The 24,613-nt window shown below is 45.1% G+C and carries 24 protein-coding genes; all 24 read right to left on the reverse strand.

Features of this window, described 5'->3' with window-relative positions:
• Nucleotides 1–14: 14 nt before the first annotated feature.
• The 24 genes from argB to NST40_RS29010 all read right to left on the reverse strand — a co-directional run bounded on the left by argB (nucleotide 15) and on the right by NST40_RS29010 (nucleotide 24,519).
• Nucleotides 15–845 (reverse strand): acetylglutamate kinase, encoded by an 831-nt coding sequence (argB, locus tag NST40_RS28895; protein ID WP_342410249.1) that lies wholly within the window; start codon nucleotides 843–845, stop codon nucleotides 15–17.
• Nucleotides 846–886: 41 nt separating this feature from the next.
• Nucleotides 887–2,119, reverse strand: a complete 1,233-nt coding sequence (gene argJ, locus NST40_RS28900) for a bifunctional ornithine acetyltransferase/N-acetylglutamate synthase (RefSeq protein ID WP_339170158.1) — start codon at nucleotides 2,117–2,119, stop codon at nucleotides 887–889.
• A 20-nt stretch (nucleotides 2,120–2,139) separates the two neighbouring features.
• Entirely contained in the window at nucleotides 2,140–3,189 is a 1,050-nt protein-coding gene (gene argC, locus NST40_RS28905; RefSeq protein WP_342410929.1) for an N-acetyl-gamma-glutamyl-phosphate reductase, read from the reverse strand.
• Between the two features lie 183 nt (nucleotides 3,190–3,372).
• Nucleotides 3,373–4,257 (reverse strand): YitT family protein, encoded by an 885-nt coding sequence (locus tag NST40_RS28910; RefSeq protein ID WP_341004055.1) that lies wholly within the window; start codon nucleotides 4,255–4,257, stop codon nucleotides 3,373–3,375.
• Nucleotides 4,258–4,359: 102 nt separating this feature from the next.
• Nucleotides 4,360–5,473, reverse strand: a protein-coding gene (prfB, locus tag NST40_RS28915) for a peptide chain release factor 2 (RefSeq protein WP_139330096.1) whose coding sequence is annotated in 2 segments (ribosomal slippage) — nucleotides 4,360–5,400 and nucleotides 5,402–5,473 — 1,113 coding nt in all. Because the reading frame shifts where the segments join, the coding sequence is not laid out codon by codon here.
• Nucleotides 5,474–5,838: 365 nt separating this feature from the next.
• The gene (secA, locus tag NST40_RS28920; protein WP_036678509.1) at nucleotides 5,839–8,346 is read right to left on the reverse strand and encodes a preprotein translocase subunit SecA; all 2,508 of its coding nucleotides are present in this window, start codon (nucleotides 8,344–8,346) and stop codon (nucleotides 5,839–5,841) included.
• A gap of 269 nt (nucleotides 8,347–8,615) precedes the next feature.
• Complete coding sequence (gene raiA, locus NST40_RS28925; RefSeq protein WP_036678506.1) at nucleotides 8,616–9,164, reverse strand: ribosome-associated translation inhibitor RaiA; 549 nt, start codon at nucleotides 9,162–9,164, stop codon at nucleotides 8,616–8,618.
• 229 nt (nucleotides 9,165–9,393) lie between these two features.
• On the reverse strand, nucleotides 9,394–10,830 hold the full coding sequence (locus NST40_RS28930) for an S-layer homology domain-containing protein (RefSeq protein WP_076276901.1): 1,437 nt from the start codon (nucleotides 10,828–10,830) through the stop codon (nucleotides 9,394–9,396).
• Nucleotides 10,831–11,147: 317 nt separating this feature from the next.
• On the reverse strand, nucleotides 11,148–11,345 hold the full coding sequence (locus NST40_RS28935) for a cold shock domain-containing protein (RefSeq protein WP_019915069.1): 198 nt from the start codon (nucleotides 11,343–11,345) through the stop codon (nucleotides 11,148–11,150).
• A gap of 235 nt (nucleotides 11,346–11,580) precedes the next feature.
• Nucleotides 11,581–11,922, reverse strand: a complete 342-nt coding sequence (locus tag NST40_RS28940; protein WP_339245266.1) for a flagellar protein FliT — start codon at nucleotides 11,920–11,922, stop codon at nucleotides 11,581–11,583.
• On the reverse strand, nucleotides 11,915–12,325 hold the full coding sequence (gene fliS, locus NST40_RS28945; RefSeq protein ID WP_076282424.1) for a flagellar export chaperone FliS: 411 nt from the start codon (nucleotides 12,323–12,325) through the stop codon (nucleotides 11,915–11,917). Before fliS ends, NST40_RS28940 begins: the two co-directional genes overlap by 8 nt.
• 19 nt (nucleotides 12,326–12,344) lie before the next feature.
• The gene (gene fliD, locus NST40_RS28950) at nucleotides 12,345–14,231 is read right to left on the reverse strand and encodes a flagellar filament capping protein FliD (protein WP_339245269.1); all 1,887 of its coding nucleotides are present in this window, start codon (nucleotides 14,229–14,231) and stop codon (nucleotides 12,345–12,347) included.
• 17 nt (nucleotides 14,232–14,248) lie between these two features.
• Nucleotides 14,249–14,632 carry a flagellar protein FlaG gene (locus NST40_RS28955; RefSeq protein ID WP_076282422.1) on the reverse strand — a complete coding sequence of 128 codons (384 nt, stop codon included), beginning with the start codon at nucleotides 14,630–14,632 and terminating at the stop codon, nucleotides 14,249–14,251.
• 139 nt (nucleotides 14,633–14,771) lie between these two features.
• Nucleotides 14,772–15,971 carry a flagellin gene (locus NST40_RS28960; RefSeq protein ID WP_339245273.1) on the reverse strand — a complete coding sequence of 400 codons (1,200 nt, stop codon included), beginning with the start codon at nucleotides 15,969–15,971 and terminating at the stop codon, nucleotides 14,772–14,774.
• Between the two features lie 242 nt (nucleotides 15,972–16,213).
• On the reverse strand, nucleotides 16,214–16,456 hold the full coding sequence (gene csrA / locus NST40_RS28965) for a carbon storage regulator CsrA (RefSeq protein ID WP_076282420.1): 243 nt from the start codon (nucleotides 16,454–16,456) through the stop codon (nucleotides 16,214–16,216).
• 1 nt (nucleotide 16,457) lies between these two features.
• A complete protein-coding gene (locus tag NST40_RS28970; protein ID WP_339245276.1) occupies nucleotides 16,458–16,904 on the reverse strand; it encodes a flagellar assembly protein FliW in 447 nt (148 codons plus the stop codon).
• Between the two features lie 114 nt (nucleotides 16,905–17,018).
• Complete coding sequence (locus tag NST40_RS28975) at nucleotides 17,019–17,585, reverse strand: DUF6470 family protein (protein ID WP_339245279.1); 567 nt, start codon at nucleotides 17,583–17,585, stop codon at nucleotides 17,019–17,021.
• A gap of 15 nt (nucleotides 17,586–17,600) precedes the next feature.
• Nucleotides 17,601–18,518, reverse strand: coding sequence for a flagellar hook-associated protein FlgL (gene flgL / locus NST40_RS28980; protein ID WP_339245281.1), 918 nt, complete (start codon nucleotides 18,516–18,518; stop codon nucleotides 17,601–17,603).
• Between the two features lie 15 nt (nucleotides 18,519–18,533).
• Nucleotides 18,534–20,117: a flagellar hook-associated protein FlgK gene (gene flgK, locus NST40_RS28985; RefSeq protein ID WP_339245284.1), complete on the reverse strand. Its 1,584-nt coding sequence runs from the start codon at nucleotides 20,115–20,117 to the stop codon at nucleotides 18,534–18,536.
• Between the two features lie 54 nt (nucleotides 20,118–20,171).
• Complete coding sequence (locus NST40_RS28990; RefSeq protein ID WP_036678457.1) at nucleotides 20,172–20,672, reverse strand: flagellar protein FlgN; 501 nt, start codon at nucleotides 20,670–20,672, stop codon at nucleotides 20,172–20,174.
• A gap of 12 nt (nucleotides 20,673–20,684) precedes the next feature.
• Entirely contained in the window at nucleotides 20,685–20,972 is a 288-nt protein-coding gene (flgM, locus tag NST40_RS28995) for a flagellar biosynthesis anti-sigma factor FlgM (protein ID WP_036678454.1), read from the reverse strand.
• Between the two features lie 103 nt (nucleotides 20,973–21,075).
• Complete coding sequence (locus NST40_RS29000) at nucleotides 21,076–21,486, reverse strand: TIGR03826 family flagellar region protein (RefSeq protein ID WP_076124340.1); 411 nt, start codon at nucleotides 21,484–21,486, stop codon at nucleotides 21,076–21,078.
• Between the two features lie 169 nt (nucleotides 21,487–21,655).
• On the reverse strand, nucleotides 21,656–22,510 hold the full coding sequence (locus NST40_RS29005; RefSeq protein WP_256716465.1) for a ComF family protein: 855 nt from the start codon (nucleotides 22,508–22,510) through the stop codon (nucleotides 21,656–21,658).
• A complete protein-coding gene (locus NST40_RS29010) occupies nucleotides 22,507–24,519 on the reverse strand; it encodes a helicase-related protein (RefSeq protein WP_342410250.1) in 2,013 nt (670 codons plus the stop codon). The genes NST40_RS29005 and NST40_RS29010 overlap by 4 nt, the downstream gene beginning before the upstream one ends.
• Nucleotides 24,520–24,613 lie beyond the last annotated feature (94 nt).

The raw sequence follows: 24,613 nt of genomic DNA on the forward strand, positions 1-24,613 counted from the left end.
ATTCATCTATGATTCTACGAACGAATAATACGTGTACCTATCGCTTCACCTTGCAGTACTCGACTAAGCACCCGCGGTTCTTTTCCATCCACAATGATAACCTCTGATACGCTGCCCTGAATGCAATCGATAGCTGCCCGCACTTTGGGGATCATGCCACCGTAGATTTCCCCACTTTCGATCAAGGCTTCGATTTCCTGTACAGTAACGGAGGGAAGCACAATCTTTTCACCTTCCACTGTACTCATGATGCCTGGCACATCTGTGACGACGATCATTTTGGGAGACTCCACATAGGAAGCAACTGCCCCTGCTGCCGTATCTGCGTTAATATTGTAGCGCTGACCTGCTGTATCTACTCCGATAGGTGCAATGACAGGAATATAACCCATCCCAACAATACCAGTTACGATCTCAGCCTTAACTTCTGTTACTTCTCCTACCAAACCTACTTCGGCGCTGTTCGCCACTGGTTTAGCAATAATCATATTGCCATCGATGCCCGAAAGCCCCAGAGCTAGACCACCGCTCCCTTGAATTCGCCGGACAATCGCCTTGTTTATACTTCCTGCCAGCGTCATCTCTACAACATCTAGTACTTCCTCGGTGGTTACTCGCAGGCCATTCACAAAGCTGCTTTCAATGCCCAGTTTCGCTAGATTCTCGGAAATGGCTGGCCCTCCACCATGAACAATTACTGGCTGAATGCCCTCCTCCTGCAAATCTCGCAAATCCTCAAAAAAAGAATCAGGTAGAGCCGCAAGCGTACTGCCGCCGCATTTCATTACAAACAATCCACTACCATCTAAAGCATCTATAAGTTCAAGCTCGCTATTTAGCGTCATATAATCGGTATCCTTCCCTTATGGGCTTAACACGCCATAAATTAAGTGCGATATGCGGCGTTAATACGCACATAATCGTAAGTTAGGTCACAGCCCCAAGCCGTTGCTTTCCCGCTTCCATCATGCAGATCTACAGTGATCAGCACAGTTTCACTTTTTTGCAAATAGGCCAAAGCCTTTTCCTCGTCAAAAGCAACTGGCTTCGAGTGCAAAAGCACCTCAATATCCCCTAACGAAATGTTCACACGCTCCGGAGATACCGGAACACCCGCGCGTCCAACCGCAGCAATAATCCGTCCCCAGTTCGCATCCGCTCCAAAAATAGCAGATTTCACTAGACTAGAACCAACCACTGTTTTGGCAATCGCTGCCGCCGCCTCATCATGAACAGCACCATTCACTTGAACCTCAATCAGGTGAGTTGCACCTTCGCCATCACGAGCAATCGCTTTGGCAAGCGTCTGGCAGACATACGTGAATCCAGCAGCAAAAGCGTCCCAATCCGGATGCAGCCGTGTCAGCTTCTCATTACCGGCAAGCCCACTCGCCATCGACACTAACATATCATTGGTACTAGTATCTCCATCGACTGTAATCATATTAAAAGTAACATTCGTAGCTGAACGCAGAAGACTAAGTAAATCCTCCGCTGCAATATCAGCATCCGTGGTCATAAAGCCAAGCATGGTAGCCATGTTAGGATGGATCATCCCTGAGCCCTTTGCAGCTCCGGCAATTGTAACTTCTACACCGCCAACGAGCACCTTCACGGCGATCTCTTTTTTAACTAAATCAGTGGTAAGTATAGCTTGGCAGAATTCCTCCGCGCCAATAGCTCCTCCATCCAGCTTCTCTGGTATTGCAGTAATTCCGCTACGTACGCAGTCCATCTTCAACAGTTCACCGATAACTCCAGTCGAAGCAACAGCCACATCATTAACGGCCACACCTAAATGCTGAGCCGCAGCAGCGCGCATCTCATAAGCATCTGCTTCACCTTGTTCGCCTGTGCAGGCATTGGCATTCCCGCTGTTCACGATAACCGCCTGCAATACTCCGTTCGAAAGGCTTTCCCGAGTCACTTTCAGCGGGGCCGCCTGAAAAACATTCGTCGTATACACGGCCGCAGCCGTTGCCGGAACTTCACACAGAATCACTCCGAGATCGTTGCGATCTGTTTTTTTTAATCCACAGTGCAATCCTCCGGACTTAAAACCCTTAGGTGAAGTGATGCTTCCACCCTCCAAGGTGGTAAATAACTCAATCTCACTCATATTATTTGTACCGCTGATCCTTATGGATACACAGGTGTGTAGCCGAGGCCAAGGGTTTCCTCCCATCCCATCATTAAATTAAGGTTCTGTATTGCCTGCCCTGCCGCACCTTTTACAACGTTATCAATAACGGAAACTATGGTCACCCGCCCTGTACGAGCATCTGTTGCAAATCCGATATCACAATAGTTAGAGCCGCTAACTTCTTTTGTCGCCGGAATCACACCTACATCACGCACCCGCACATATGGCCGGCCCGCATAATATTCACGGTATAAATTCACAAAATCCTGCTCCGTATAATTGTCCGTCATCCCTGCATACATCGTACTCATAATTCCCCGGCTCATCGGCACGAGATGTGTGGTGAACGTTACCGTTACCTTTTCTCCAGCAACCTCTGTGAGTGTCTGCTCAATTTCTGGTATATGTTGATGCTTATTGATTTTATAAGCTTTAAAGTTCTCATTAATCTCTGCATAATGTACCATCAGGCTTGTTCCGCGTCCTGCTCCAGTAACTCCTGATTTCGCATCAATAATAATACTGTCGTGCTTAATCCAACCTGCCTGAATTGCAGGAATTAGTCCAAGAAGTGTAGCTGTAGGGTAACAGCCTGGATTAGATATAAAATCAACCCCAGCCGCACGCTCTCCAAACACCTCACAAAGTCCGTATACAGCCTGCTCTAGATATTCATCAGCCGGAGCGGGATGTTTATACCAGTGCTCATACTCTGCACCATCCTTCAATCGGAAATCACCGGACAGATCCACGACCTTAAGTCCAGCTTCCAGCAGCTGCGGCACCAGCTTTGCGCTCACACCCGACGGCGTTGCCGTAAATACCACATCCGCCCGCTCAGCCATCTGAGCCGGGTCAACGCCATCCAGCCTTCGATCAATGATGCCCGTCAAATGCGGAAAACCTTCCTCTATAGCATCCCCTGCACTTGATGAGGAAATTACCGAAGTAATCTCTACCTTAGGATGACTTTGTAGCAGCCGAATCAGCTCTACGCCCCCATAACCCGTTGATCCAACAATCGCCGCTCTCAGCTTGCTTTCCACTGTCATCCCCACTTCCTGCTTATCATGAATTATAATAAATAATATAATGCATACCGTCTTAGAAATATGTATTATTATACGACTCAATTAATATAAATACAACACATAGTGTTAACTTTCTTTATTCTTAAATATAATTCTATTTACAAAAAAAGAGAAGCGTAGCTTCTCCTTTCGGAGAAATTACACTTCTCTTTTAAAGCCTTCACCCAGCACCTCATGCGCCTCAGTTATAATCACAAAAGCACTAGTATCTACCGATTGAACAATCGCTTTTAATCTGGAAACCTCATTCTGACCTACTACAACCATTAGCACCGTACGCTCATCACCAGTATAACCGCCATGTGCATCCAGCTTCGTCAGACCCCGATCCAGATCATTCAAAATCGCCTCAGATATTTCTTCCGTCTTGTCCGAGATTATGTAAGCCACCTTTGTATAACGGAAGCCTACCTCTATCGCATTAATGGCCTTACCTGTAACAAACAGACCGATCAGTGCATACAGTGCTTGTTCCATACCGAGTATAAAAGCAGCCAGCACAATGACCGTCCCGTCCAGCAGTACTACAGAAATCGAGAAGCTGAGACCGGATATCTTTTGAATAATCTGCGCCAAAATAGTAAGTCCACCTGTCGAGCCCCGTCCGCGGAACACAAGACCTAACCCCACCCCCACACAGATACCGCCATAAATGGAGGCTAAGAGTGGATTGGTGGTAGGTGCAGGCAAATCTTTTGTTAACAAGATAAAGAGCGGCAACACAAAGCTCCCAAGGAGCGAGCGAACTCCGTATTGTTTACCCAAGAAGATTACCCCGAGTATAAACAACGGAATATTAAGCGCCCATTGCGTAAATGCCGGTTCAGCTCCAAACCAAGCTTCAGCCAATACCGACAGACCGGATACACCACCAGAAGCAATATGACTAGGCAGAAAAAAAAGATTAAACCCCAGCGCTGTAACTAGCGATCCGAGCAAAATTAACATCGTATCCACCACATGTCGGAGTGGCCCATTCAGAGGAATCAGTGGGGGTTTATTACGTGAATTGACTTTTTGCATTTCAAAGGCTCTCCTTAAAGTGTCATCTTGCTCTACGAAAGAAGAAACGGCCATCCCATCCTAATCCATGAATGGTATCCGTTTCCCCCGAAACTCTCTCTTTTATTCTGCCTCAATCTTGATCTGGCTACGCAAGTAACCATCAATGAATACATCAATATCTCCGTCCATCACAGAACCCACATTCCCCGTTTCCACGGAAGTACGGTGATCCTTAACCATATTATACGGATGGAATACATAGGAACGGATCTGACTGCCCCAAGCAATATCGGATTGCTCGCCGCGAATCTCATCCAAATGCTGTTGCTGTTCTTGCAGTTTACGCTCATACAACTTGGAACGCAGCATCTTCATTGCTTGCTCGCGGTTTTTGATCTGTGAACGTTCGTTCTGACAGGTTACCACCACACCCGTAGGTAAGTGGGTAATCCGCACCGCAGAGTCTGTGGTATTAATATGCTGTCCACCCGCGCCGCTCGCCCGATACGTATCGATCTTCAAATCCTCAGTACGAATTTCAACTTCTACATCATCGGCAATTTCCGGAACGACATCACAGGATACAAAAGAGGTATGCCGTCTGCCCGAAGAGTCAAACGGAGAAATCCGTACTAGCCGATGTACACCTTTTTCAGCTTTCAGATATCCGTAGGCGTTGAAGCCTTTAATAAGTAATGTGACACTCTTGATTCCCGCTTCATCACCCGGTAAGTAGTCCAGCACCTCAACCTTGAATCCACGTTTTTCAGCCCAACGGGTATACATCCGCAGCAGCATCTGGCCCCAGTCTTGGGATTCCGTACCGCCCGCACCCGGATGGAGTTCAAGAATAGCATTCAGCTTGTCATACGGCTGGTTAAGTAGCAATTGCAGCTCGAATTCATCCACTTTGCTGCCTAAACTGCTGATCGTCTCCCCAATCTCTGCCGCAAGACCTTCATCGCCCTCTTCATCCGCAAGCTCCGCCATCATCGCAGCATCGTCGTATTCTTGTTGCAGCTTCTCGTATTGATCCACGGACGATTTCACGGCATTCATCTCGCCGATCACACTCTGTGCCTGCTCTGGATTATCCCAGAAACCTGGAGCAGCCATTTTTTCTTCAAAGTTCGAGATCATCTCTTGCTTAAGATCTAAGTCAAAGAGACCCCCTAAGGTCAGTTAGTTTCTTGCCTATTTCACGCAGATCCTGCTTTACATTAGCTTCAATCATATGGTCACTTCACCTTTCAAAATAGGTTGTTACGGTCGTCGCTATTGGAAAGTTAGTAATGAGTGAATGTTCAGCCATTCCGAGAAGGATTGGTCTTCCGATCGCTGTTGTTTCCAGATTCCTTGAATTGATAACCGCATAACGGTTGGAATCCCGAAACAAAAGCGAACACTCCGTTTCTCCAGTTCCAAACCTTCTCTCCATTCCACATTCACTCAAGTACTAAATATCCAAAAAAGCGACTGGGCCGTAAACGGGGGATACCCCCGGGCCCAGCCGCTCTTTATGGTTAGTATACCCATAGAGATCAGGGCTAAAGACTTACATCTTCAACACCTGAATATGAGCGCTACTAAACGTTTGTCTTATGCGTTTTGACCGTGGCAGTTCTTGTACTTCTTGCCGCTTCCGCAAGGGCAAAGATCATTACGACCAGCTGCCGCCTCAACATGTACCGGACGTTTCTCAGCAGGTTCGCTGTTAGTGGAAATTTTATTTTCCTCTACCACGGATTGACGCTCCTGATTTGTCTCGATGTGAGCCTTCATAATATAAGTAGCTACTTCTTCTTGAATCGTAGCCGTCATAGTATTAAACATTTCGAAACCTTCGAATTGATACTCGCGAAGTGGATCTGTACCACCGTAAGCACGCAGGTGAATCCCTTGACGCAATTGATCCATCGCATCGATATGATCCATCCACTTGCTGTCCACGGAGCGCAGCACAATTACCTTCTCGAATTCACGTACCAATTCTGAACCCAGGCGTTCTTCACGAGCAGCATATTTCTCAAGTACACGTTCGAAGATGTACTCAATGATCTCTTCTGCTTCTTTGCCCCACAGAATATCGCGAGTCAAAGCACCTTCTTCAAGCAGCTTGCTGTTTACGTAATCAGCAACTTCTTGCAGCTCCCAGTTTTCAGGAATATCGTCACTGCAGTGTGCGTGAACAATACGTTCAATAACCGGCTTGATCATCTCAAGTACGATATCTTTAATATTTTCAGACTCCAGAATCTCACGGCGTTGTTTATAAATAATTTCACGCTGTTGATTCATCACGTCATCATATTGCAATACGACTTTACGAATATCAAAGTTATTACCTTCAACACGTTTCTGAGCAGATTCCACAGCACGCGTAATCATGCGGCTCTCAATCGGCTGATCTTCCTCAAACCCAAGGCGATCCATCATACTCAAAACGTTGTCAGCGCCGAAACGCTTCATCAATTCATCCCCAAGGGATAAGTAGAATTGTGTAGAACCTGGGTCCCCTTGACGACCCGCACGACCACGCAGCTGGTTATCAATCCGGCGCGATTCATGACGCTCTGTACCAATGATATGCAGACCACCAAGATCTGTCACACCTTCGCCCAGAACGATGTCCGTACCACGACCTGCCATGTTGGTAGCAATCGTAACTGTACCTGGCTGACCTGCATGTGTAATGATTTCAGCTTCCGCAGCATGATGTTTCGCGTTAAGCACTTGGTGTCTAACGCCTTTGCGCTTCAGCATTTCAGATACGAGCTCTGAATTCTCAATCGACACTGTACCCACAAGTACAGGTTGGTTCTTTTTGTGACGCTCTACAATTTCTGCCACAACAGCGTTGAACTTACCGTTCTCACTCTTGTAGACAACATCCGGCATATCTATGCGCTGATTCGGTTTATTCGTAGGGACTTGAAGAACTTCAAGACCATAAATCTTCTTGAACTCTTCTTCCTCAGTTTTAGCTGTACCTGTCATACCACCCAATTTGCGATACATACGGAAATAGTTCTGGAAAGTAATCGTAGCAAGCGTCATGCTCTCATTCTGTACTTCGATTTCTTCCTTCGCTTCAATCGCTTGGTGCAAACCGTCACTATAACGACGGCCTGACATTAAACGTCCCGTAAATTCATCAACAATAACGACCTCACCCTCGTTAACAACGTAATCTACGTCACGACGCATAATTACGTTTGCTTTCAGGGCTTGGACGATATGGTGATTCAAGGTTACATGACTGTGATCATACAAGTTCTCAATCCCAAAAGCACGTTCAGCAGTAGCTACACCTTTTTCAGTCAAGGCTACGGACTTCACTTTGATATCAACTGTGTAGTCTTCTTCAGCTTTAAGCTTTTTCACAAAACGGTCTGCTGCAAAGTACAATTCAGTAGACTTCTCAGCTTGTCCGGAAATGATAAGAGGCGTACGTGCTTCATCAATAAGAATGGAGTCCACTTCATCAATAATACAGAAATAAAGAGGGCGCTGAACCATTTGTTCTTTATAAAGCACCATGTTATCACGCAAATAATCGAAACCAAATTCGTTGTTCGTGCCATACGTAATATCGCAGGCGTAAGCATCTTGTTTATCAGCATGGTCCATACCGCTTAGGTTAACCCCAACCGTCATGCCCAGGAAGTTATAGATTTGTGCCATTTGTGCGCTGTCGCGCTGAGCCAAATAGTCATTGACCGTTACTACGTGTACACCTTTACCAAGCAAAGCATTTAAGTACACCGGCAATGTTCCTACTAGAGTCTTACCTTCACCAGTCTTCATCTCGGATATTCGGCCTTCATGCAGGGCCATACCACCAATTAACTGTACATCAAAATGCCGCATGCCAAGCGTCCGTTTGGAAGCTTCACGTACGGTTGCAAACGCCTCAGGAAGAATTTCTTCCAAGGTTTCGCCTTTCTCAATACGGGCGCGGAACTCTTCCGTCTTAGCTTTTAAAGCTTCATCGGATAGTGCTACAAATTCCGGCTCCAATCCATTAATTACATCGACTGTCTTCATGAGACGTTTAACGTCACGATCGTTTGTGTCTCCGAATATTTTCTTTACAAGTCCTAGCATGGTTAACCCCTTTCATGCAACACAGATGGTGGAACCGAGCCCATCCTCACAAAATTGAAAGGGCCATTTATAAATTCGATTCCGCTGCTTCATAAATTGTAACAGTTTGTAAGAGATGCCGCAATACAAGGTGTAACAGCCACATTTTTCATATATACGCACAAGAGCCCTATTCGCTATAAGCGAATAGGGGCTCGGTTTAAAATTCTTAAGTCCTGACTAACTCTCGAGGCCCTTTATACTTAGAGCATAACTGGCATCATCGTATCTTAGCCCTGTTCAATCAGTCCATATTTACCATCATCACGTTTGTAAACTACGCTAACTTCCGAGGTGTCGATATTGGAAAACACAAAGAAATTATGTCCTACCATGTTCATTTGCAGAATCGCTTCTTCTACATCCATCGGCTTCATCGTAAAGCGTTTGTTCCTCACTACTTCTAAATCATCATAATCTTGTTCTTCTACAGCAACAGCGGCACTAGCTCCATCCACAAACAGCGTCTTGAGTCCCTCTTGACGGAACTTCCGATTCAGCTTCGTTTTGTGTTTGCGAATTTGGCGTTCCAGCTTGTCCACAACGGCGTCTATGGAAGCATACATATCATCGCTGCGATCTTCCGCACGAAGCGTCACGCCAGCAAGCGGAATGGTTACTTCCACCGTATGAAGGCCGCGAACTACGCCAAGCGTCACAGACCCTTCAGAGGTAGGGGGTGCTTCGAAATACTTCTCAAGTTTGCTGAGCTTCTTATCAACATACTCTCTCAAAGCGTCGGTCACGTCAATTTGTTGACCTCGAATGGTGAATTGCATGGCCACTCCTCCTTTAGTTACACCTTCATTATACCAAATTGTAAGCGCTAAGTAAAAAGCAATTCCTTACAGCCCTTACATTTAGATAACAAATGTTGTCATAGCGTTCACAAATAAAACAAGTCCGGTAAGAGCAACCCATCGCCCTACCGGACCAAAAGTAAACCTGTCGTTATTATAGTACGAATCCCACTCTTATATTCTCCGAATGAAATCACATAAGGTCAGGCTATTTGGTATGAATTTGAATGATTTCTACAGGGGACCATTGTGAATCAGATCCTGCAATAACATATACCTTATAGGCAGTATTTGCTGCTAACCCAGTTAAAGTCTGTGTATGCTTTACACCTGGAGTAAACGTAAGCGTGTTAGTCCATGGAGCAGCCAATGCAGTACCGCTACCATTTTGACCTAAAGCAATCTGCGTTGCAGTAGGTGCCTTTTCATTTGCTGGCAATACTACATATCTAACTGGAGTTGTATCGCCACCTGTCACACCATATTTAACATATACATCTGCTGTAACTGTACCCACTTGTCCCGGTTCAAAAAGCGAAATCGAACTCGTTGTAGCTTGAGCAGTAGTTAAGCGAACTGTCGTTACAGTAGACAAGTTACCAGTTGCATCCGCAAGCGCGATATATGTTGCATATTCTGTGCCAGGATTCAATCCATAAACAGAGAATGTAACCTTTGTGTTGGCTACAGTCGCAACACTACCATGAATACCACTTGCAGTCCCGTTACTAATTTGTCCTTTTTCCACCTGCAATGCAGTTGGAGCAGTTACATCAGCATTATAAGGAGCTACAACATAGTACACGGCACCAGTTACGGAAGGGGTCAGATATACATCCGCTGTAACCGAACCAACGTTACCATAGGTTGCCCCACTTACTGTTGGCGTTATGACAGTTCCGCCACCACCGTTACCACCACCAGAACCTCCGCCAGTACTCCCACCTGGAGCAGCAGTTGGGGTTGGTGTAGCTGTTGGTGTCGGAGTAGCCGTTGGAGTTGGTGTAGGTGTTACACCACCACCTGTGCCGCTACCAGGATAATAAACAGCTGAAGTATTGATAATGCCTACAGCCTCAGCACGTGTTAACGATCTCTTAGGACCAAAGGTTCCATCTGGATAACCGTTAACAATCTTCTTTTCCACTGCAGCTGCTACAGCACCTTTTGCCCATGCTGCAATTTGTGCATTGTCTTTAAATTTGTTCGAAGTCGTATTGGTGCTCAATTTAAGTAATTTTGCAGTAATCACAGCTGCCTCTTGTCTTGTGAGCGGATTATTAGGACGGAACGTATTATCCTCGTATCCTCCGATATATCCAGCTTCCACGGCTTTAGCCACTTCACTGTAATTCCAGTTTGTGCTTTTCATATCTTTAAAAGTTACTGTTGCTTTAGATGTAAACCCTAACAGGCGATTTACCATAGTCACATACTCACCACGCGTAATTGCCTTATTTGGTTTCACCGTTCCATCTGGGTAGCCTCCAAGGTATCCTCTATCTAGCCATTCCTGCAGCTGACCTTGCGCCCAGTGGCCTTGAATATCCTTAGGTACAGTTGCAGCAGATACGCTGCCGAGAGACCCTAATAACATACTAGTACCTAATATTCCGGTCATAAGACCGCGCCACATCTTCTTCATCCTGCTAATCACCCTCCTAATTGTTTTGATAGCTTAGGCTATATTGAATTTTTTGGTGAATGTAATAACCTAGGCTAACATAGTGTGTGTCGAGGTAAGATAAACAGCTCAACGTATATCTATTACCCACCTTTCGCAGAGTTCTAACATTTTCCATAAAATGAATTTACAAAGTATGCTATTTTCTTTACTAGGATTGGCTATACTAGACACATATGAACGCACAAAAAAAGGATCCTGGAAGATTCCAAGATCCCTGCTAGCGCTGTCTAAATTGCTAACCATCTACTTATATGTAGTTCGGCTTCGCCGGATGATTATAATTTGATTACGTTAGCTGCTTGTGGTCCACGTGCACCTTCAACGATATCGAATTCTACGGATTGACCTTCATCCAATGTCTTGAAACCATCAGTTTGAATCGCGGAAAAGTGTACGAATACGTCGCCACCGTCTGCAGTCTCGATAAAACCATAACCTTTTTCTGCGTTAAACCATTTTACTTTACCTTCCATTGATTAAACATTCCCTTCGTCATCAGATGAACGTGAGTCTTGCTCACAATTCGACTATACCACCGTAACTTATTTATTGTCAATTGGAAAAGAAAATGTTTACATTCAATAATTTACCACGTAAAATAAACTATTAAATTTTCCATAAACAAGAAATAGATTCGGTACAATGATCAAAAAAAGGAGCAGACGGTATTTAATACCCGTCTACTCCTATAGTGAAACACCGATAAAATTATTTTTTGCGATCCATAAGAAAACTGTCTGGAGTGTAGGCGGCCTCGTAGGCGTTGCGTTGGGCTTTGGCCTGATTCCGCTTCTGTAGCCAGTCCAGAGCCTCATGGCAAAGAGCGTTCATGCGAGCAGTGATTTCTGAATCGTGATACAAAATCCGTTCAATTTCGACCTTTTGCGCCTCCGTTGCAGGAACTGACAAGAGCTGTCGGATGATGTCATCAATCAATTTCTGACGCTCGTCCACGAAGGACTCTAACTCCTCAAATTCTACTTCGTATAACCGCTCCATTATATTCTGCGTCAATTGCTTCAACTCTACAATAAGCTTATCTTTATCCATTCGCACTTTCCGTAGATAACGGCTCTAGCCCCTGAGTTGTCGCGAGTTTCGAAGCTTGTAGCCAAGTTTCCCGCAACTCTGTTAGATAGCCCAAAGCTTCTTCTGCCTTAACTATATCTTTACGAATATTAGCCTCAACCAGCAGAAAATTCGTATATTCATACATTGAGTATAAGTTTTTGGATATTTCATAGGTATAATCAAGGGTACTCATTAACTCGCTGATAATAGTCTGAGCTTTGCCAAGGTTAAGATTAGTCTTCTCCAAATCATGCTTTTTCAGCCCGTCCATTGCTGTTCTCACGAAACGAATTGCACCGTCATACAACATTACAACTAACTGTGCAGGCGTGGAAGTTTGGATAGATGATTGTCGGTATTTCTCATAAGGAGATGTAAGCAAGATTGTCTCACCCTTTATTTTAAGATAGTCCCAAGCTGGACATCAGGCTGGAGGACTGTGTTGTCAGCTTGTTCATTGCACTTTCCATCGCTGAGAATTGCTTGTAATAACGGTCTTCTACCATTTGCAGATTTTTCTGCATAGTAGTTATTCGACTATTATAACTTCTAAGTTGTTTCCCAATAACACTTTCCTCTTTAAAGGTACTATTTAAATCCATAGAGAATTTGTTAGTACCAGCGCGATCAGAGATCATATCTAAGGTGCTAGTAATGTTAGTTGCTAATTTATTAAAGATACCTGATTGTGGAGCGTTTGCGGTACCTTGAAATAGATCAATAGCGAGCTGTGGATTTGCACTTAAAGCATTTTTAAGCTTCGTCTCATCCGATATAACCAACTTGCCGTTCTCCATATAGTTCCCTGTGGTTATACCAATTGCATTAAGGCTTCCAAGCTTCTCCGTTATTGCTTCTCTCATTTTTGATAGAAGATTAGTGACAATATCGTTGTTTTTGAACAAACCACTCTTAGCTTTTTCTGTCCAGCTGTCAATTTCTCCTTCTTTCATTTCCTTTTTCTGCTCATCTGACAGTGGTTTAAAGTCACGATACCTAGTTTCATTAACTTTGCTATTAAGTGCTTTTATTAAAGCGTTATAGTCCTCCATAAAACCCTTGATGGTTTCCAGCGCTTTATCTGGATCACTTTGAGTTTTAACATTGGTAGGAATGTCTGTACCGCTGCTATTGGTCACATCCAATAATGTTAGTTGGACCCCATTAATAGTAAACACGTTGCTAGTAACGTTTTTGATAGCCTCACCATTAATCGTGACTTCTGCATTCTCGCCCTTAATAACCTCTTTGATTGCATCCGTGCCTTCGGCAAAAGGTACTGCACCTTTGAATAGGCCTAAAAATTCATAGGAGGCTCCACTCATTTTCACTTCTCCAGCGGAATTACCAGTAATCGTTAGTTTACCATCTACGAAATTTGCTGTCACATTAACATCTGGTTTGGTATTTATCGCTGATACTACATCTGCTATTGTAGTGGAAGCATTAAATGAAAAGCTCTTCCCGTTAATATTAAAACTATAATATTTTGCCGGAGCAGCTGGATCAGGGTCTTTCCCATCCAGCATTTTTTGCAAATCAGCGAGTGTTTTATCACTTGTGACACCTGTGCCTGCCCCGTTAGTTTCCACCACTGTTTTCTTTGAAAAAAGTGCCAGTAATGAATTGCTACCAGCTGGGGTCTCAACTTTAACCGTTCCTTCTGAACCACCACTTTTAGAGGCGATTGATAACTTCCCTGTAATCTCATCATAACTTGCAACAGCATTAGCCTTTGTATTAGAATTGATCGCTGCTACCAGAGAAGATATAGAAGTGAGACCATTAAACAGAGAATTACCTGCACTATCCTTAAAACTCACACCATTAATGGTGATGTCAAAGCCTTTGCTCAGATATGCAGCCTCTTCTTCATCAGTAAGCTCTGATAAATCTACCCCGTCTAGCTGTGCTAAAGAAGTTGAACTAGGTATACCTTGACCTAAACCGGAGGTCTGAAGAGTGTTTTTGGTAGCTAGCTTAGTTACACTTATCTTCATATCGACCCCATTAGCTGTTGCAGTAGCTTCGGCTTTCACAGCGTTTGTATTACCTGTGGTCACTGCTTTATTCACATTCAAGGAGTCCGATTTTTTATATTTATCGTTCAATTTATTGGTGCGGAAATCATACAAAACACTATTCAGCTCACGGTAACCTTCTCTAGTCCACTGTAATACCTGTTTATCCTGATTGAGTTTATCAAGGGGTACACGCTTAGTTGCCATCATGCTTTTGACCATACTGTCAATATCCATACCCGAAAATCCATTGATTCTTGTAACCAAATCAGCACCTCCAAATGTTAGATTTTCTCGTCCACAAGTATACCGGCTATTTCCATCATTTTAGCAACAAGATCCAGCGTTTTCTCTGGTGGAACTTCACGAATGAGTTCACCGGTATCTTTATTAAGTACCTTGACCATAATATCATGCGTCTTCTCGTGGATACTGATATCCAGAGTGGTCTGAGGGCCCTGTAGAGATTTTACTGCTCGCTCGATGGTTCGGATAAGCTGTTCTTCGGCAACAGACACGTTCACGCCTTGCTTCTCCCTCAAACTCATCTCCCTAGTATCTTGAATCGGAGAGAGTGGTTTCACCTGTGATGTCGATTCTGTGCTGTGCTCTGTACCGCTAGGTCTGCTTATCGTAGAACTGGCAGTAAGTGAAAACTGTACATTCATTATCCTGACCTCCAGCGACGCTAATTTATATTGTATATATCGGTTTCATTTAGGGATAATTTAGGATTTGATGCCTGTCAAGAAAAAAAAAGAAAAAAAGCCCCGGGTTTCCCCGGAGCTTTGGTCAAACAAGAAGAAATTAACGAAGCAATTGTAGAACGCCTTGTGGTTGTTGGTTAGCTTGTGCCAACATAGCTTGTGAAGCTTGAGCAAGAATGTTGTTTTTCGTTTGTTGCATCATTTCTTTAGCCATGTCAACGTCACGAATACGGGACTCAGCTGCACTCAAGTTCTCGGAAGCAGCACCCAAGTTGTTGATGGTGTGTTCCAAACGGTTTTGCATAGCACCCAGGTTACTACGTTGGGAAGAAACTTTTTGCATAGCGTTTTGAACCGTTTCGATTGCAGTAGCTGCACCGAATTTAGAGGAAATATCAATTGTTTTAACGCCAAGAGCGTCAGCACGCATATCTCCTACGGAGATAAATGCCGTTTGACCAGCATTCGCACCGATTTGAGTCATGATAGAGTTGTCGAGATCACTACCTGCTGCAACATCTTTACCGAATACAAAAGTCATACTTTCTCCGACTTTCATATTTGCAGCCACATCACCAACAGTTAAGGTTGTTCCACCAGTAATAATCGCAGCTGTGAAAGCAATGGTGTCTTTATCGGTCAATGAGATTGCAGTGGAAGGTTGACCATCTGGTCCAACAACTTTGTAATCTCCAGCAGCGAATGATCCATCGGCATTAGCTGCTCCAGTTCTTACGATCATGTAAGCACCGTCAACATTTGACTTGGTAGCAGCTGTACCCGCCGCTTTATTCAAAGTTTCTAGAGCTGTAGCATCAATTTTAACACCGGAGTTATTGTTAACTTTTGCAGTACCTGCTACTGCTTCAGTTACACCCTTAGCAGAGCCATCCAACAATTTTTTTGTATTGAACTCAGTAGTGTTACCGATACGGTCCAATTCAGTAACCAATTGTTTAACTTCTGATTGAAGTTCTTTACGGTCAGCATCTGTATTTGTATCATTGGAAGATTGAACAGCCAATTCGCGCATACGTTGCAGGATGCTGTGAGATTCGTTCAAAGCGCCTTCAGCAGTTTGAATCAAAGAAATTGCATCTTGTGAGTTTTTGGAAGCCATATCCAAACCGCGGATTTGACCGCGCATTTTTTCGGAGATTGCCAAACCGGCAGCATCGTCACCGGCACGGTTGATACGAAGACCGGAAGACAATTTCTCGATATTTTTGTTAGTGTTAGCTGTGTTAGCAGTCAGTTGACGATGGGTGTTCATCGCCGCGATATTGTGGTTGATAATCATTTGATATTTCCTCCCTGAAATTAAGTTAGTTCCACATCCATGTGGTAAACGCCGATCCATTAAGGTCGGCCGCCCTGCCGGCTCAGCGTCTAATACATATATCGACGGTATGCACCCAACTGTTTAGAGCAAATCGAAGTTTTTTTGAAATTTCTTGGTTAAATTCTCCAAAATAAAATAAAAAACCTGAATCTGCGATTAAGCAGTCCCAGGTTCTGGATTATGTGTGTGCTACATGTAAATTATTCATTCTTATTTACACCACGAAGTCGATGGATCAATGCATTCAGATCAGACTGCTGAGGAGCGACAGACTCACGGTTAGCCTCTTGGATCGAGAGATATACCTCTTTACGAAAAATATCGACATGTTTTGGTGCAGAAATGCCAACCTTTACTGTGTCACCTTCCACGCTTAAGATTGTCAGCTCGATCTGATCTTGAATAACAATGGACTCCCCTTTTTTACGGGAAAGTACGAGCATATCATCCACCGTCCTTTCCATCGATAACTGGTTGCCCTTGCAGTAGGCTATGCTTCGTATGATAAGGCGCTTTATGCAGCACGATTTGTTTACCAGTATGCCCTACAGGATTCAATACAATAGGAGCAAGAAGATTAATCGTGGACTGCTCGGCTTCTTCCTTAAGTGTAATAACGCACCTAACGATGACCTCATTGTCTATACCTAGTTCTTCTGCTTCATCATCCGGCAACTCAAACTCATAGGACGGATAAAAAACAAATGGATCACCCAGAAGAAAGGATAGTCCCTTGCTTTTTATTGACTGCAAATACCAAAAAGGCGTCTCCGCCATCGCGATCAAAGCAAAATCTGTTTCTTCATCAAAACCAGGTAGTCCTTTAGAAAAATGATATAATTGTTCCTCATCTACTTCCAGTTTACCCCAAGATAATGTTTCTATAATCAAGTTATTCACTCCTCAAAAGTTTTGCTGCGCAAAACTAACTTCTTACGAAAGCCTACTACATTATATATAGCACAAAAGCTATAGAGGCGCTTGGCACATCTATAGCTCATGAAGCTACAATTGAACATTCAATTCTGGTGGAATAAACTGAATCGAAGCGTATTGCTGCATATAAATATTTAACTTCCCGCGGGTATATTCAATTTCCGGATTATGTATCTCTACCTGAATATCCACTTTTGCGGCTCGATAATCAATTTGCGGGGCTCTTGTTTCAATGTGAATATCCACATTGTCATAGGATGCCGGGCCGCGAAACTCCGGAAAAGAATTGGGTTCGGTATCTGTACCGTAAACTTCTGCAATCGTATTACCAGGTCTAAAAAACTCAGCCATCCGATTCCCTTGCTCGACCTTTTTGGCAATGCCCTGAAGGTATAACTGCTGAATCCCAGAATAAATCCGTTTGTTCATATCCAGCATCTTTCCACCGTTATAAGCCTCCCAAGCACGGGACTGATCTATTGTCAGCTCAGGCCTAGTGGATTGAACCGTTAGTTCACCCGGTGTAGTTGTTACACTAAATTCCGCCTTAGGCTGAGTGATTGAATATGTGCCCGGATCAGCGTCAATACCTAATAGAGCAGGAGTCTGACGAATTTGTAAGATTGGTTGCAGCAACGTGAACCACCTCAGTTATCTGATAAAGTCTACAAGCGAAGTAGAAATAATCTTTGCACCCACGGATAAGGAGGCATTATAGATATTCTCTTGAATCTTTGAATTCATAATCAAACCTTCGTAGTCAGCATCTTCAGTCTTGGCTTGAAGATCCGTTAAGTTCACATTCAAATCACTAAGCCGATCCTGCATCAATTCAACACGATTGGTTTTGGCTCCTATTTCAGAGCGAGCCGACAGAATTTTTTCCGTCCTTGTATCAATTGAAGTGAGTTGGGCCGATATTCCTTTGGAATCACCGGACTTCAAGGCACTTGATAATTGATTAATGATTGCAAACAAATTATCTGCATCTCCCGTATTACCGAATACGTCATTCCCTGTCTTACTGATAGGCATACGCACACCTTCACCTACAATAAATTGAATCTGCCCAGTATCCGTTGTAATCGGCTTAGATACATCGTAAGTACCGTCCGTGCCCAAAACAAAATCATAAGGTTTGGTGGAGTATTGCTCACCATTAAATATATATTTACCGTTCAGTGTACTGTTAGCGATATCCACAAGCTGCTCTTTTAGCTGCATCACTTCTTCATTAATACTATCAAGCGCGGACTGCGGATTAGTCCCTGTCGCTGCTTGTACGGACAGTTCGCGAATCTTTTGAACAACATCACCGGCCTGTCCTAGAACTGTATCATTGTAATCAAGCCACGACAGAGCGCTATCTACATTCTTAGTATATTGTTCATTAGAGGAAAGCTCCGCACGATAGCGCAGGGAATACGTGATTCCTACCGGATCATCGGATGCTTTGTTGATTTTACGTCCTGTGGCAAGCTGTAACTGTGTATCGTTCATTGTACGTGCATTACGGTTTAAGTTAAGTAGAAGCTGTGAATTCATCATGTTAGAGGTTACTCTTAGCATACGCTATATCTCCTTTTATCTGCCGACTGTGCCGGTGGAATTGATCAATTTGTCGAGCAGTTCATCAAAAGTAGTCATAAAACGCGCTGCGGCACTATAAGCATGCTGGAATACTAGCATATTCGACATTTCTTCATCCAGTGATACACCGCTGACTGATTGACGACGGGAGTTAACTTGCTCTACGAGATAATCTGAGTTATCCGTCTGACGTGCAGCCTCTTGGGATTGAATACCCAGCTGACCAACCATAGAGCTAAAAAGCCCACCAACAGTGTTGCTCACACTACCGTCTGGCTTAGTAAATTTACTATCCTTCAGGTTCGTCAATAAAAGAGCCAAGGTGTTGTTTCCTTTAACGACTTGCGTATTTCCGTTCGCATCAACAGTTGTACGTAACGAAGTTGCAAATAGGTTTACGTCAGCTGCAATTTCCGGATTCAGCTTGATCGTTCCAGCCTCACCTGATGTTACAAAGAAATCACGTCCGACGCTTCCATCCATCGCATAACCTAACTTGTGAAGTCCGTTTAACCCTTTGACAATGGTCTTGGCGTCTTCATACATTGTTGCGCCCTTAGGCATAGCCTGACCAGCAGCCAAGGTAACAACGGTACCGTCAGCTTGTGTAATCTTGACATCACTAGTCAACACTGATCCCTCAGGAAGATTGGAGCCAGCTGGCACTGTAATTTCAACGTCACCTGTAGCAATAGTGCTCGCCAAATCATTGAGCTGTTTCTTATAATCGGCAACATAGGTATTATTGGAAAAAATCATTCCGTAAGCCTCGCCGCCCTTCAAGGTTCCGGAGGCATAAGCATTATTAAGAAACGCGCCATCTACGGTTGCAGTAACTTCTCCACCCTCTACGAGAGGTTGTCCACCCAAAGAAATGTTATAACCCGCTTCCGTCTCTACAACAGTAATATTAGCAATTTTGGAGAGTTTGTCCGCCATCAGGTCGCGTTGATCACGTAGATCGTTCGCATGATCCCCCATACCCTCAATCTTATAGATGGATTTATTTAAATCTGCGATCGCGGTTAGGTAACCCTGAGCTTCTTTTGCCTTAACATCTATATTAGTGGTTAGATCCCGCTCCAGATTATTCAGTTGCGTGCTCATATAGTTCATGGCATCTGTCAAAGATTGTGCAGTTTGCACTACAATCTTACGGGCCGTTGGATCTTCAGGGTTCTTACTCAGATCCGACCATGATTTCCAGAAGTTATCCAGAACTGTACGAATGCCTGTATCCGATGGTTCATTAACGATAGCTTCCAGCTTAGAGAGCGTATCTGCTTGAAGACTCCAGTTGCCGAAAGCAGAGTTCTCGCCACGGTACTGATCATCCAGAAACATTTCTCGAATCCGATCGATAGATGAGAATTCCACCCCTGTACCCATTTGACCTGGAACGGTAGATTTAAACAACCCGTACGCTTCAATAGGTAAAGAGGCTTGCATATTAACACGTTGACGAGTATAACCTTCGGTATTCGCATTAGCGATATTGTGTCCAGTTGTATTAAGAGCTGCGGTCTGAGTAAAAAGGCTGCGTCTCGCCGTCTCTATCGAGTGAAATGTGGATGTCATGCTTCTTACTCCTCCTTATGTTCTGCTCTGGCAGAACACTTCATCAGTACAATTCTAACCTCGTGCATCAAAAATCCCCGACCGATTTACGTTGTTGCCTTTGTCGGACGGACGATGATAAGTAATATCCTGATTTGGTCTTCCGACCAACAGATCCAAAGAATAATCTATAAATGTAAGCGACTGCTCTATCAGCTTCTGATTTAGGTCATTGGCTTCTTTCAGGCGATGCAAAGTGCCCGAAAGCTTCTGCTGAATATGCAGCAGTCGTGCCTTGTCTTCAGGGTCAAATATAAGCCTGGAAAGCTCCGTTAGGTTCAGGTTCAGGTTGGAACGAATACCCACACCTTGTAAAACGGTATATGCGGCTAATATTCGCTCTTCCTCGAGCTGCCCAATTACCTTCATTAGTTTGGACTCACGGTTAAGGATGTCTATTAACGCATCCACCTTGTTATCCATAATCGTCTGTTTCTTCTCAGCGGCCAGATCCAGCATTTGAACATGCACTCCATCTAGCCGCTCCAATAGTTCTATTAATGTCGTCAATGCCATGGATGTTTTCACCTAATTCTCGGAGGATTGCTTAAAGTAAGGGGCGAGTTTCTCTGCTAGCTTAGATGCATCAACTTGATAGGTACCTGCGGAGACCTGCTGCTTTAGATTGTCGATCTTAAGTGCGCGTTCTGGATCATTCTTGCCAGTGTTTTGTGCTTGCAAGAGTTGAATCGCTTCATCAGAGATCGAAACCTCATCCTTGCGTGTGCTTTTCTTCATTTGTTCCTGCCTTTGCGCTTCCGCGCTGCGTTGATACGGATTAATCGCGTTAATTCGTCCGGTCTCGTTAATTTTCATAACTTCCACCTTCCTTCTAATATAAAAAAGCCGATAATCTTTACTAAGTTTATCGGCGTAGACTGAAACATTCTTTATAGCTGCAAACGTTTTTTTGCAGATTTTATAGGTCACGCAGCTTATCTATGGCACGATATGCACCATCAGATGTCTTTTTAGTAGTATCCTCAGCAGAATTTTCCTTGACAGCATTCGTGAGATCTTTCCTGAGCCGACTACGACAGCTGTCACACATATGGCCATCCCGAATCAGTGTACCACACACTTCGCAAGGGTACATCATATTGGGTGCATTAGCTATAGAAATCCGGCCTTCTCGAATAAAGCGGGTAATCTCTTTAATAGAAATCCCCGTAGCATCGGAGAGCTCCTGAATGTTGGTTCCTTTGTTTTCCCGTAAATAATTCACGCAGATCTCATATTCATGCTCCAGCTCTTTGATACAGGCCGAGCACAACCCCATAAGATTCTTGACAAACAACCGGCCGCACCTTGGACAATTGTCTAGATTCATAACAAGCAGCCGCTCCTCTCCGTACATTCTGTGCAATGCATAATATTCTTATGCTCCTAGATTACATGATTGCAAGGAATTCGTCTATGGGACAGAAGAAACGCTACCAACCGCAACTAATCCTTAATGGAATGGATATAGCTGTTCACAATCATGCATTTTTCGCGTTTTAGGAACGCGCCCAGGTTAGGCTATAGATTTCTGCAGCATAATCATAGTTAGAAACCATTTGTTTTAGAATTTCGGCACAAGCACGAATCGTGCTTCCGGTTGTATAGATATCATCAACAATAATAATTCGAATAGGACGGCTTATAGGTGAGTTATCTTTCAGCCAATCCTTAAATAGTGTGGAGACTGCCGGATTTGCTCCAAAAGCATTCTTCATATCTGCCAGTCTCTCCGCACGTCCTTTAAAGCTCTGCTTACCTGTATGATGTGTACGAATTAGTAGCGGTAGCTGTGGAATCTTTCTATGCCGAGATAGGACATCGGCCAATCTTTCCGCTTGATTAAAGCCCCGTTCTAGAAGCCTGGTATCACTGACAGGTACCGGAACTAATAAATCAGCTGACCAAAGGCTGTTTTTTATGTACCTTTTATGTTGAATAAGATGAAAAAAAGATGCTTTCTGAGATAAAAGAGCCCCCTGCTGCTTTTCCTCCTTTAGGGTTAAATATGCCCTATCCAGCATGAGTCCAAGCAGAGGGGCATATCGTTCATTCCCGCGATATTTATATTGACCGAGCCATTCTCTCATCTCATTAGTGTAGGCTACCGCACTCCGGTTACATACAATGGGTGAGGGCTCAGCGCTGCGAGTGCAGTCTGGACAGCCTACATGCCGCCCACATATCAAGCAACGTGGAGCGCGTATCCAAGGAATGGATTCCGCACAATTCTTACAGATACCCGGCAGCTGTGAGGACTGTGGGCTGTGCTTCCCGCAGGTTAGACATTGAGGCACGGAGGGGGTAAGGAGGAAAGACAGGGATTTTCGGAACCTTGTAAGCTTGGTATTCATATAGCCCCACCTTTACGAATATATCCTTGGCGGCGAGCAATGATATTCATAGTACGAATCTGAGCAATCGCTCCACGCTGGGATCGGCTCCACTGAGGGGAGGCAAATACAACATGGCCATCAGGATCATCTTTAGAACGACCAGCACGGCCTGCCATCTGTACCAAAGAGGCTTCGTCAAAAAGACCACTGTCTGCATCCAAAATAAATACGTCACTGCGTGGCACGGTAACTCCCCGTTCCAGGATCGTAGTAGTCACTAACAAAGAGATGATACGGTTGCGAAAAGCAGTTACCTTTTCTGCCCGAAATGAATCCTTGGACGAGGTGCCTTCAATAACCACGCCGGGAAAGCTACGACGAAGTAGTATCAGCAATCCTTCGATATGAGCTATTCGAGACACAAATAGAAAAATTTGTGCTTTTCGCTCCAGTGACTTTTGAAGATTTTGTATAAGCAATCTTGGCAAACTTCCACGCTTTAGACAGGTCAGAACCGAGGGTATACTCAAATGCTGCGGGATAGGCAAGGGATGACCATGGAAGCGGACAGGCACTCTGGCATGTGGAAGCTTGCCTAACCGGACCAAACGCTGCATTTCTTGTGGTGGAGTAGCTGATAAATAGATGAAAGAGCCGTCCACTTTACAGGCTTGTTCAGCGGCATAGGCCAACATAGGATCATTGTGGTAAGGATACGCATCCAGCTCGTCGATGATTACGAGATCATAACCTTGATGGAAGCGCAGGAGCTGATGGGTGGTTGCGAGCGTTAAGCGACCACTCACCCAGCGATCTGCGCTGCCGCCATAAAGTACGGCGATGACCTCCGCCGGAAAAGCCCGGGCGAGCCGCGGCGCGAGCTCAAGTACGACGTCGCGGCGCGGCGTCGCTACCAGCGCCCGCCCTCCGGCGGCGAGCACGGCCTCTAGGAGCGGGAAGATCATCTCCGTTTTCCCCGCTCCCGTTACCGCCCAGAGCAGAAACCGCTCTGGGCATGTACTGGCGGAGCGCTTGCGCGCCTCCGCCAGAAAACCCAGCGCAGCGCCAGCGGCTCCCGCCTGCGCTGGGCTCAGCCCCCACCGGCCTGCGGCCGCGGCGGGGTCAAGGGCGGCCGTGCACCGCACGGCCGGAAGTGCTGCGCTGCGCAGCAGCAGCGCACAAGCCCGGCTGCGCCCAAGCGCGAGGCAGGCCTCGCAATAGGCGCAGCCCATAAGCCCGCACGCGGCGCATGCCGTGCGGCCGGTGGGCACGCTGCCGCAACGCAGGCAGCGCGAAACCGCGCGGCGAGCGACAGCGCCGCGCCGCAACATGTGCGGCAGCTTAGCCGCCGCACGCATCATAACGCCAGCACCCGCAGGGAGCTGGCGGGCCCGCGCCCCGTGCGTAGCCGGGGTCGCAATGCCTACGGCGGCTGTAAGCAACAGCCGCCCCTGCAGATACGCCAGTTGTGCCGCCTGGCGCCAGCAACCCCCTAGCTCTGGCAATTCTTCTGCCAGCAGCGCTTCTACTTCCGGCTCCAATAAAGAGCGCCCGGCCACAGCCCGCAATAATTGTTCTGAATCCGATTCTAGTAATCCAGATTCAAAATCCTCTTTTTCACACCAATCGTATCTTTCGTTCTTCTTATTGTCCTGTTCTATTCCGAAACTTGATTCATTAGGCTTCCATATGAATATTCCATCATTTAACCACTGTGCCTCCCACAGTCCCCCTGCCTCTTTCTCCTCTCTCAACTCAGCCTCAAGCATACTATTAATATATTGCCCCCACTCCTTAATCCCCCAGGTGCCCATTGCGCTTCTTTGTTTAAAGTTGTCCCGGAGCTTCACAGCCCAACCTAGCGGCAACGCAGAAGAAAGCAGAACCAAACTATTCGCCGCTAAAGAACTCCCAGCTTTCTTCTCCGGTCTAGCTACAGACCACCACCATCTATCCACGCTAAGATCTAATGAAATTTCAAACCTCCAGCTCCCCTTGCATTCCACAGCATATACAGCGACTTGCATAATAATCCCTCCTACCTCTCGCTTGTACTTAGCAACTCCATATTTGATCCCAAATTCACGAATCCGTCTCCCCAAACGCAAAAAGCACACTCCC

Origin of the sequence: Paenibacillus sp. FSL R10-2778, from assembly GCF_038593035.1 — a bacterium.
In the GTDB taxonomy this organism is placed as follows: Bacteria; Bacillota; Bacilli; order Paenibacillales; family Paenibacillaceae; genus Paenibacillus_AQ; species Paenibacillus_AQ odorifer.

Bases quoted from the DNA above. Each gene is read 5' to 3' on its own strand.
- argB (WP_342410249.1), bottom strand. From the start codon at position 845: ATGACGCTAAATAGCGAGCTTGAACTTATAGATGCTTTAGATGGTAGT.
- argJ (WP_339170158.1), bottom strand. From the start codon at position 2,119: ATGAGTGAGATTGAGTTATTTACCACCTTGGAGGGTGGAAGCATCACT.
- NST40_RS28910 (WP_341004055.1), bottom strand. From the start codon at position 4,257: ATGCAAAAAGTCAATTCACGTAATAAACCCCCACTGATTCCTCTGAAT.
- secA (WP_036678509.1), bottom strand. From the start codon at position 8,346: ATGCTAGGACTTGTAAAGAAAATATTCGGAGACACAAACGATCGTGAC.
- raiA (WP_036678506.1), bottom strand. From the start codon at position 9,164: ATGCAATTCACCATTCGAGGTCAACAAATTGACGTGACCGACGCTTTG.
- NST40_RS28930 (WP_076276901.1), bottom strand. From the start codon at position 10,830: ATGAAGAAGATGTGGCGCGGTCTTATGACCGGAATATTAGGTACTAGT.
- NST40_RS28935 (WP_019915069.1), bottom strand. From the start codon at position 11,345: ATGGAAGGTAAAGTAAAATGGTTTAACGCAGAAAAAGGTTATGGTTTT.
- NST40_RS28940 (WP_339245266.1), bottom strand. From the start codon at position 11,922: ATGGATAAAGATAAGCTTATTGTAGAGTTGAAGCAATTGACGCAGAAT.
- NST40_RS28955 (WP_076282422.1), bottom strand. From the start codon at position 14,632: ATGAATGTACAGTTTTCACTTACTGCCAGTTCTACGATAAGCAGACCT.
- NST40_RS28960 (WP_339245273.1), bottom strand. From the start codon at position 15,971: ATGATTATCAACCACAATATCGCGGCGATGAACACCCATCGTCAACTG.
- csrA (WP_076282420.1), bottom strand. From the start codon at position 16,456: ATGCTCGTACTTTCCCGTAAAAAAGGGGAGTCCATTGTTATTCAAGAT.
- flgL (WP_339245281.1), bottom strand. From the start codon at position 18,518: ATGCTAAGAGTAACCTCTAACATGATGAATTCACAGCTTCTACTTAAC.
- flgK (WP_339245284.1), bottom strand. From the start codon at position 20,117: ATGACATCCACATTTCACTCGATAGAGACGGCGAGACGCAGCCTTTTT.
- NST40_RS28990 (WP_036678457.1), bottom strand. From the start codon at position 20,672: ATGGCATTGACGACATTAATAGAACTATTGGAGCGGCTAGATGGAGTG.
- flgM (WP_036678454.1), bottom strand. From the start codon at position 20,972: ATGAAAATTAACGAGACCGGACGAATTAACGCGATTAATCCGTATCAA.
- NST40_RS29000 (WP_076124340.1), bottom strand. From the start codon at position 21,486: ATGAATCTAGACAATTGTCCAAGGTGCGGCCGGTTGTTTGTCAAGAAT.
- NST40_RS29005 (WP_256716465.1), bottom strand. From the start codon at position 22,510: ATGAATACCAAGCTTACAAGGTTCCGAAAATCCCTGTCTTTCCTCCTT.
- NST40_RS29010 (WP_342410250.1), bottom strand. From the start codon at position 24,519: ATGCAAGTCGCTGTATATGCTGTGGAATGCAAGGGGAGCTGGAGGTTT.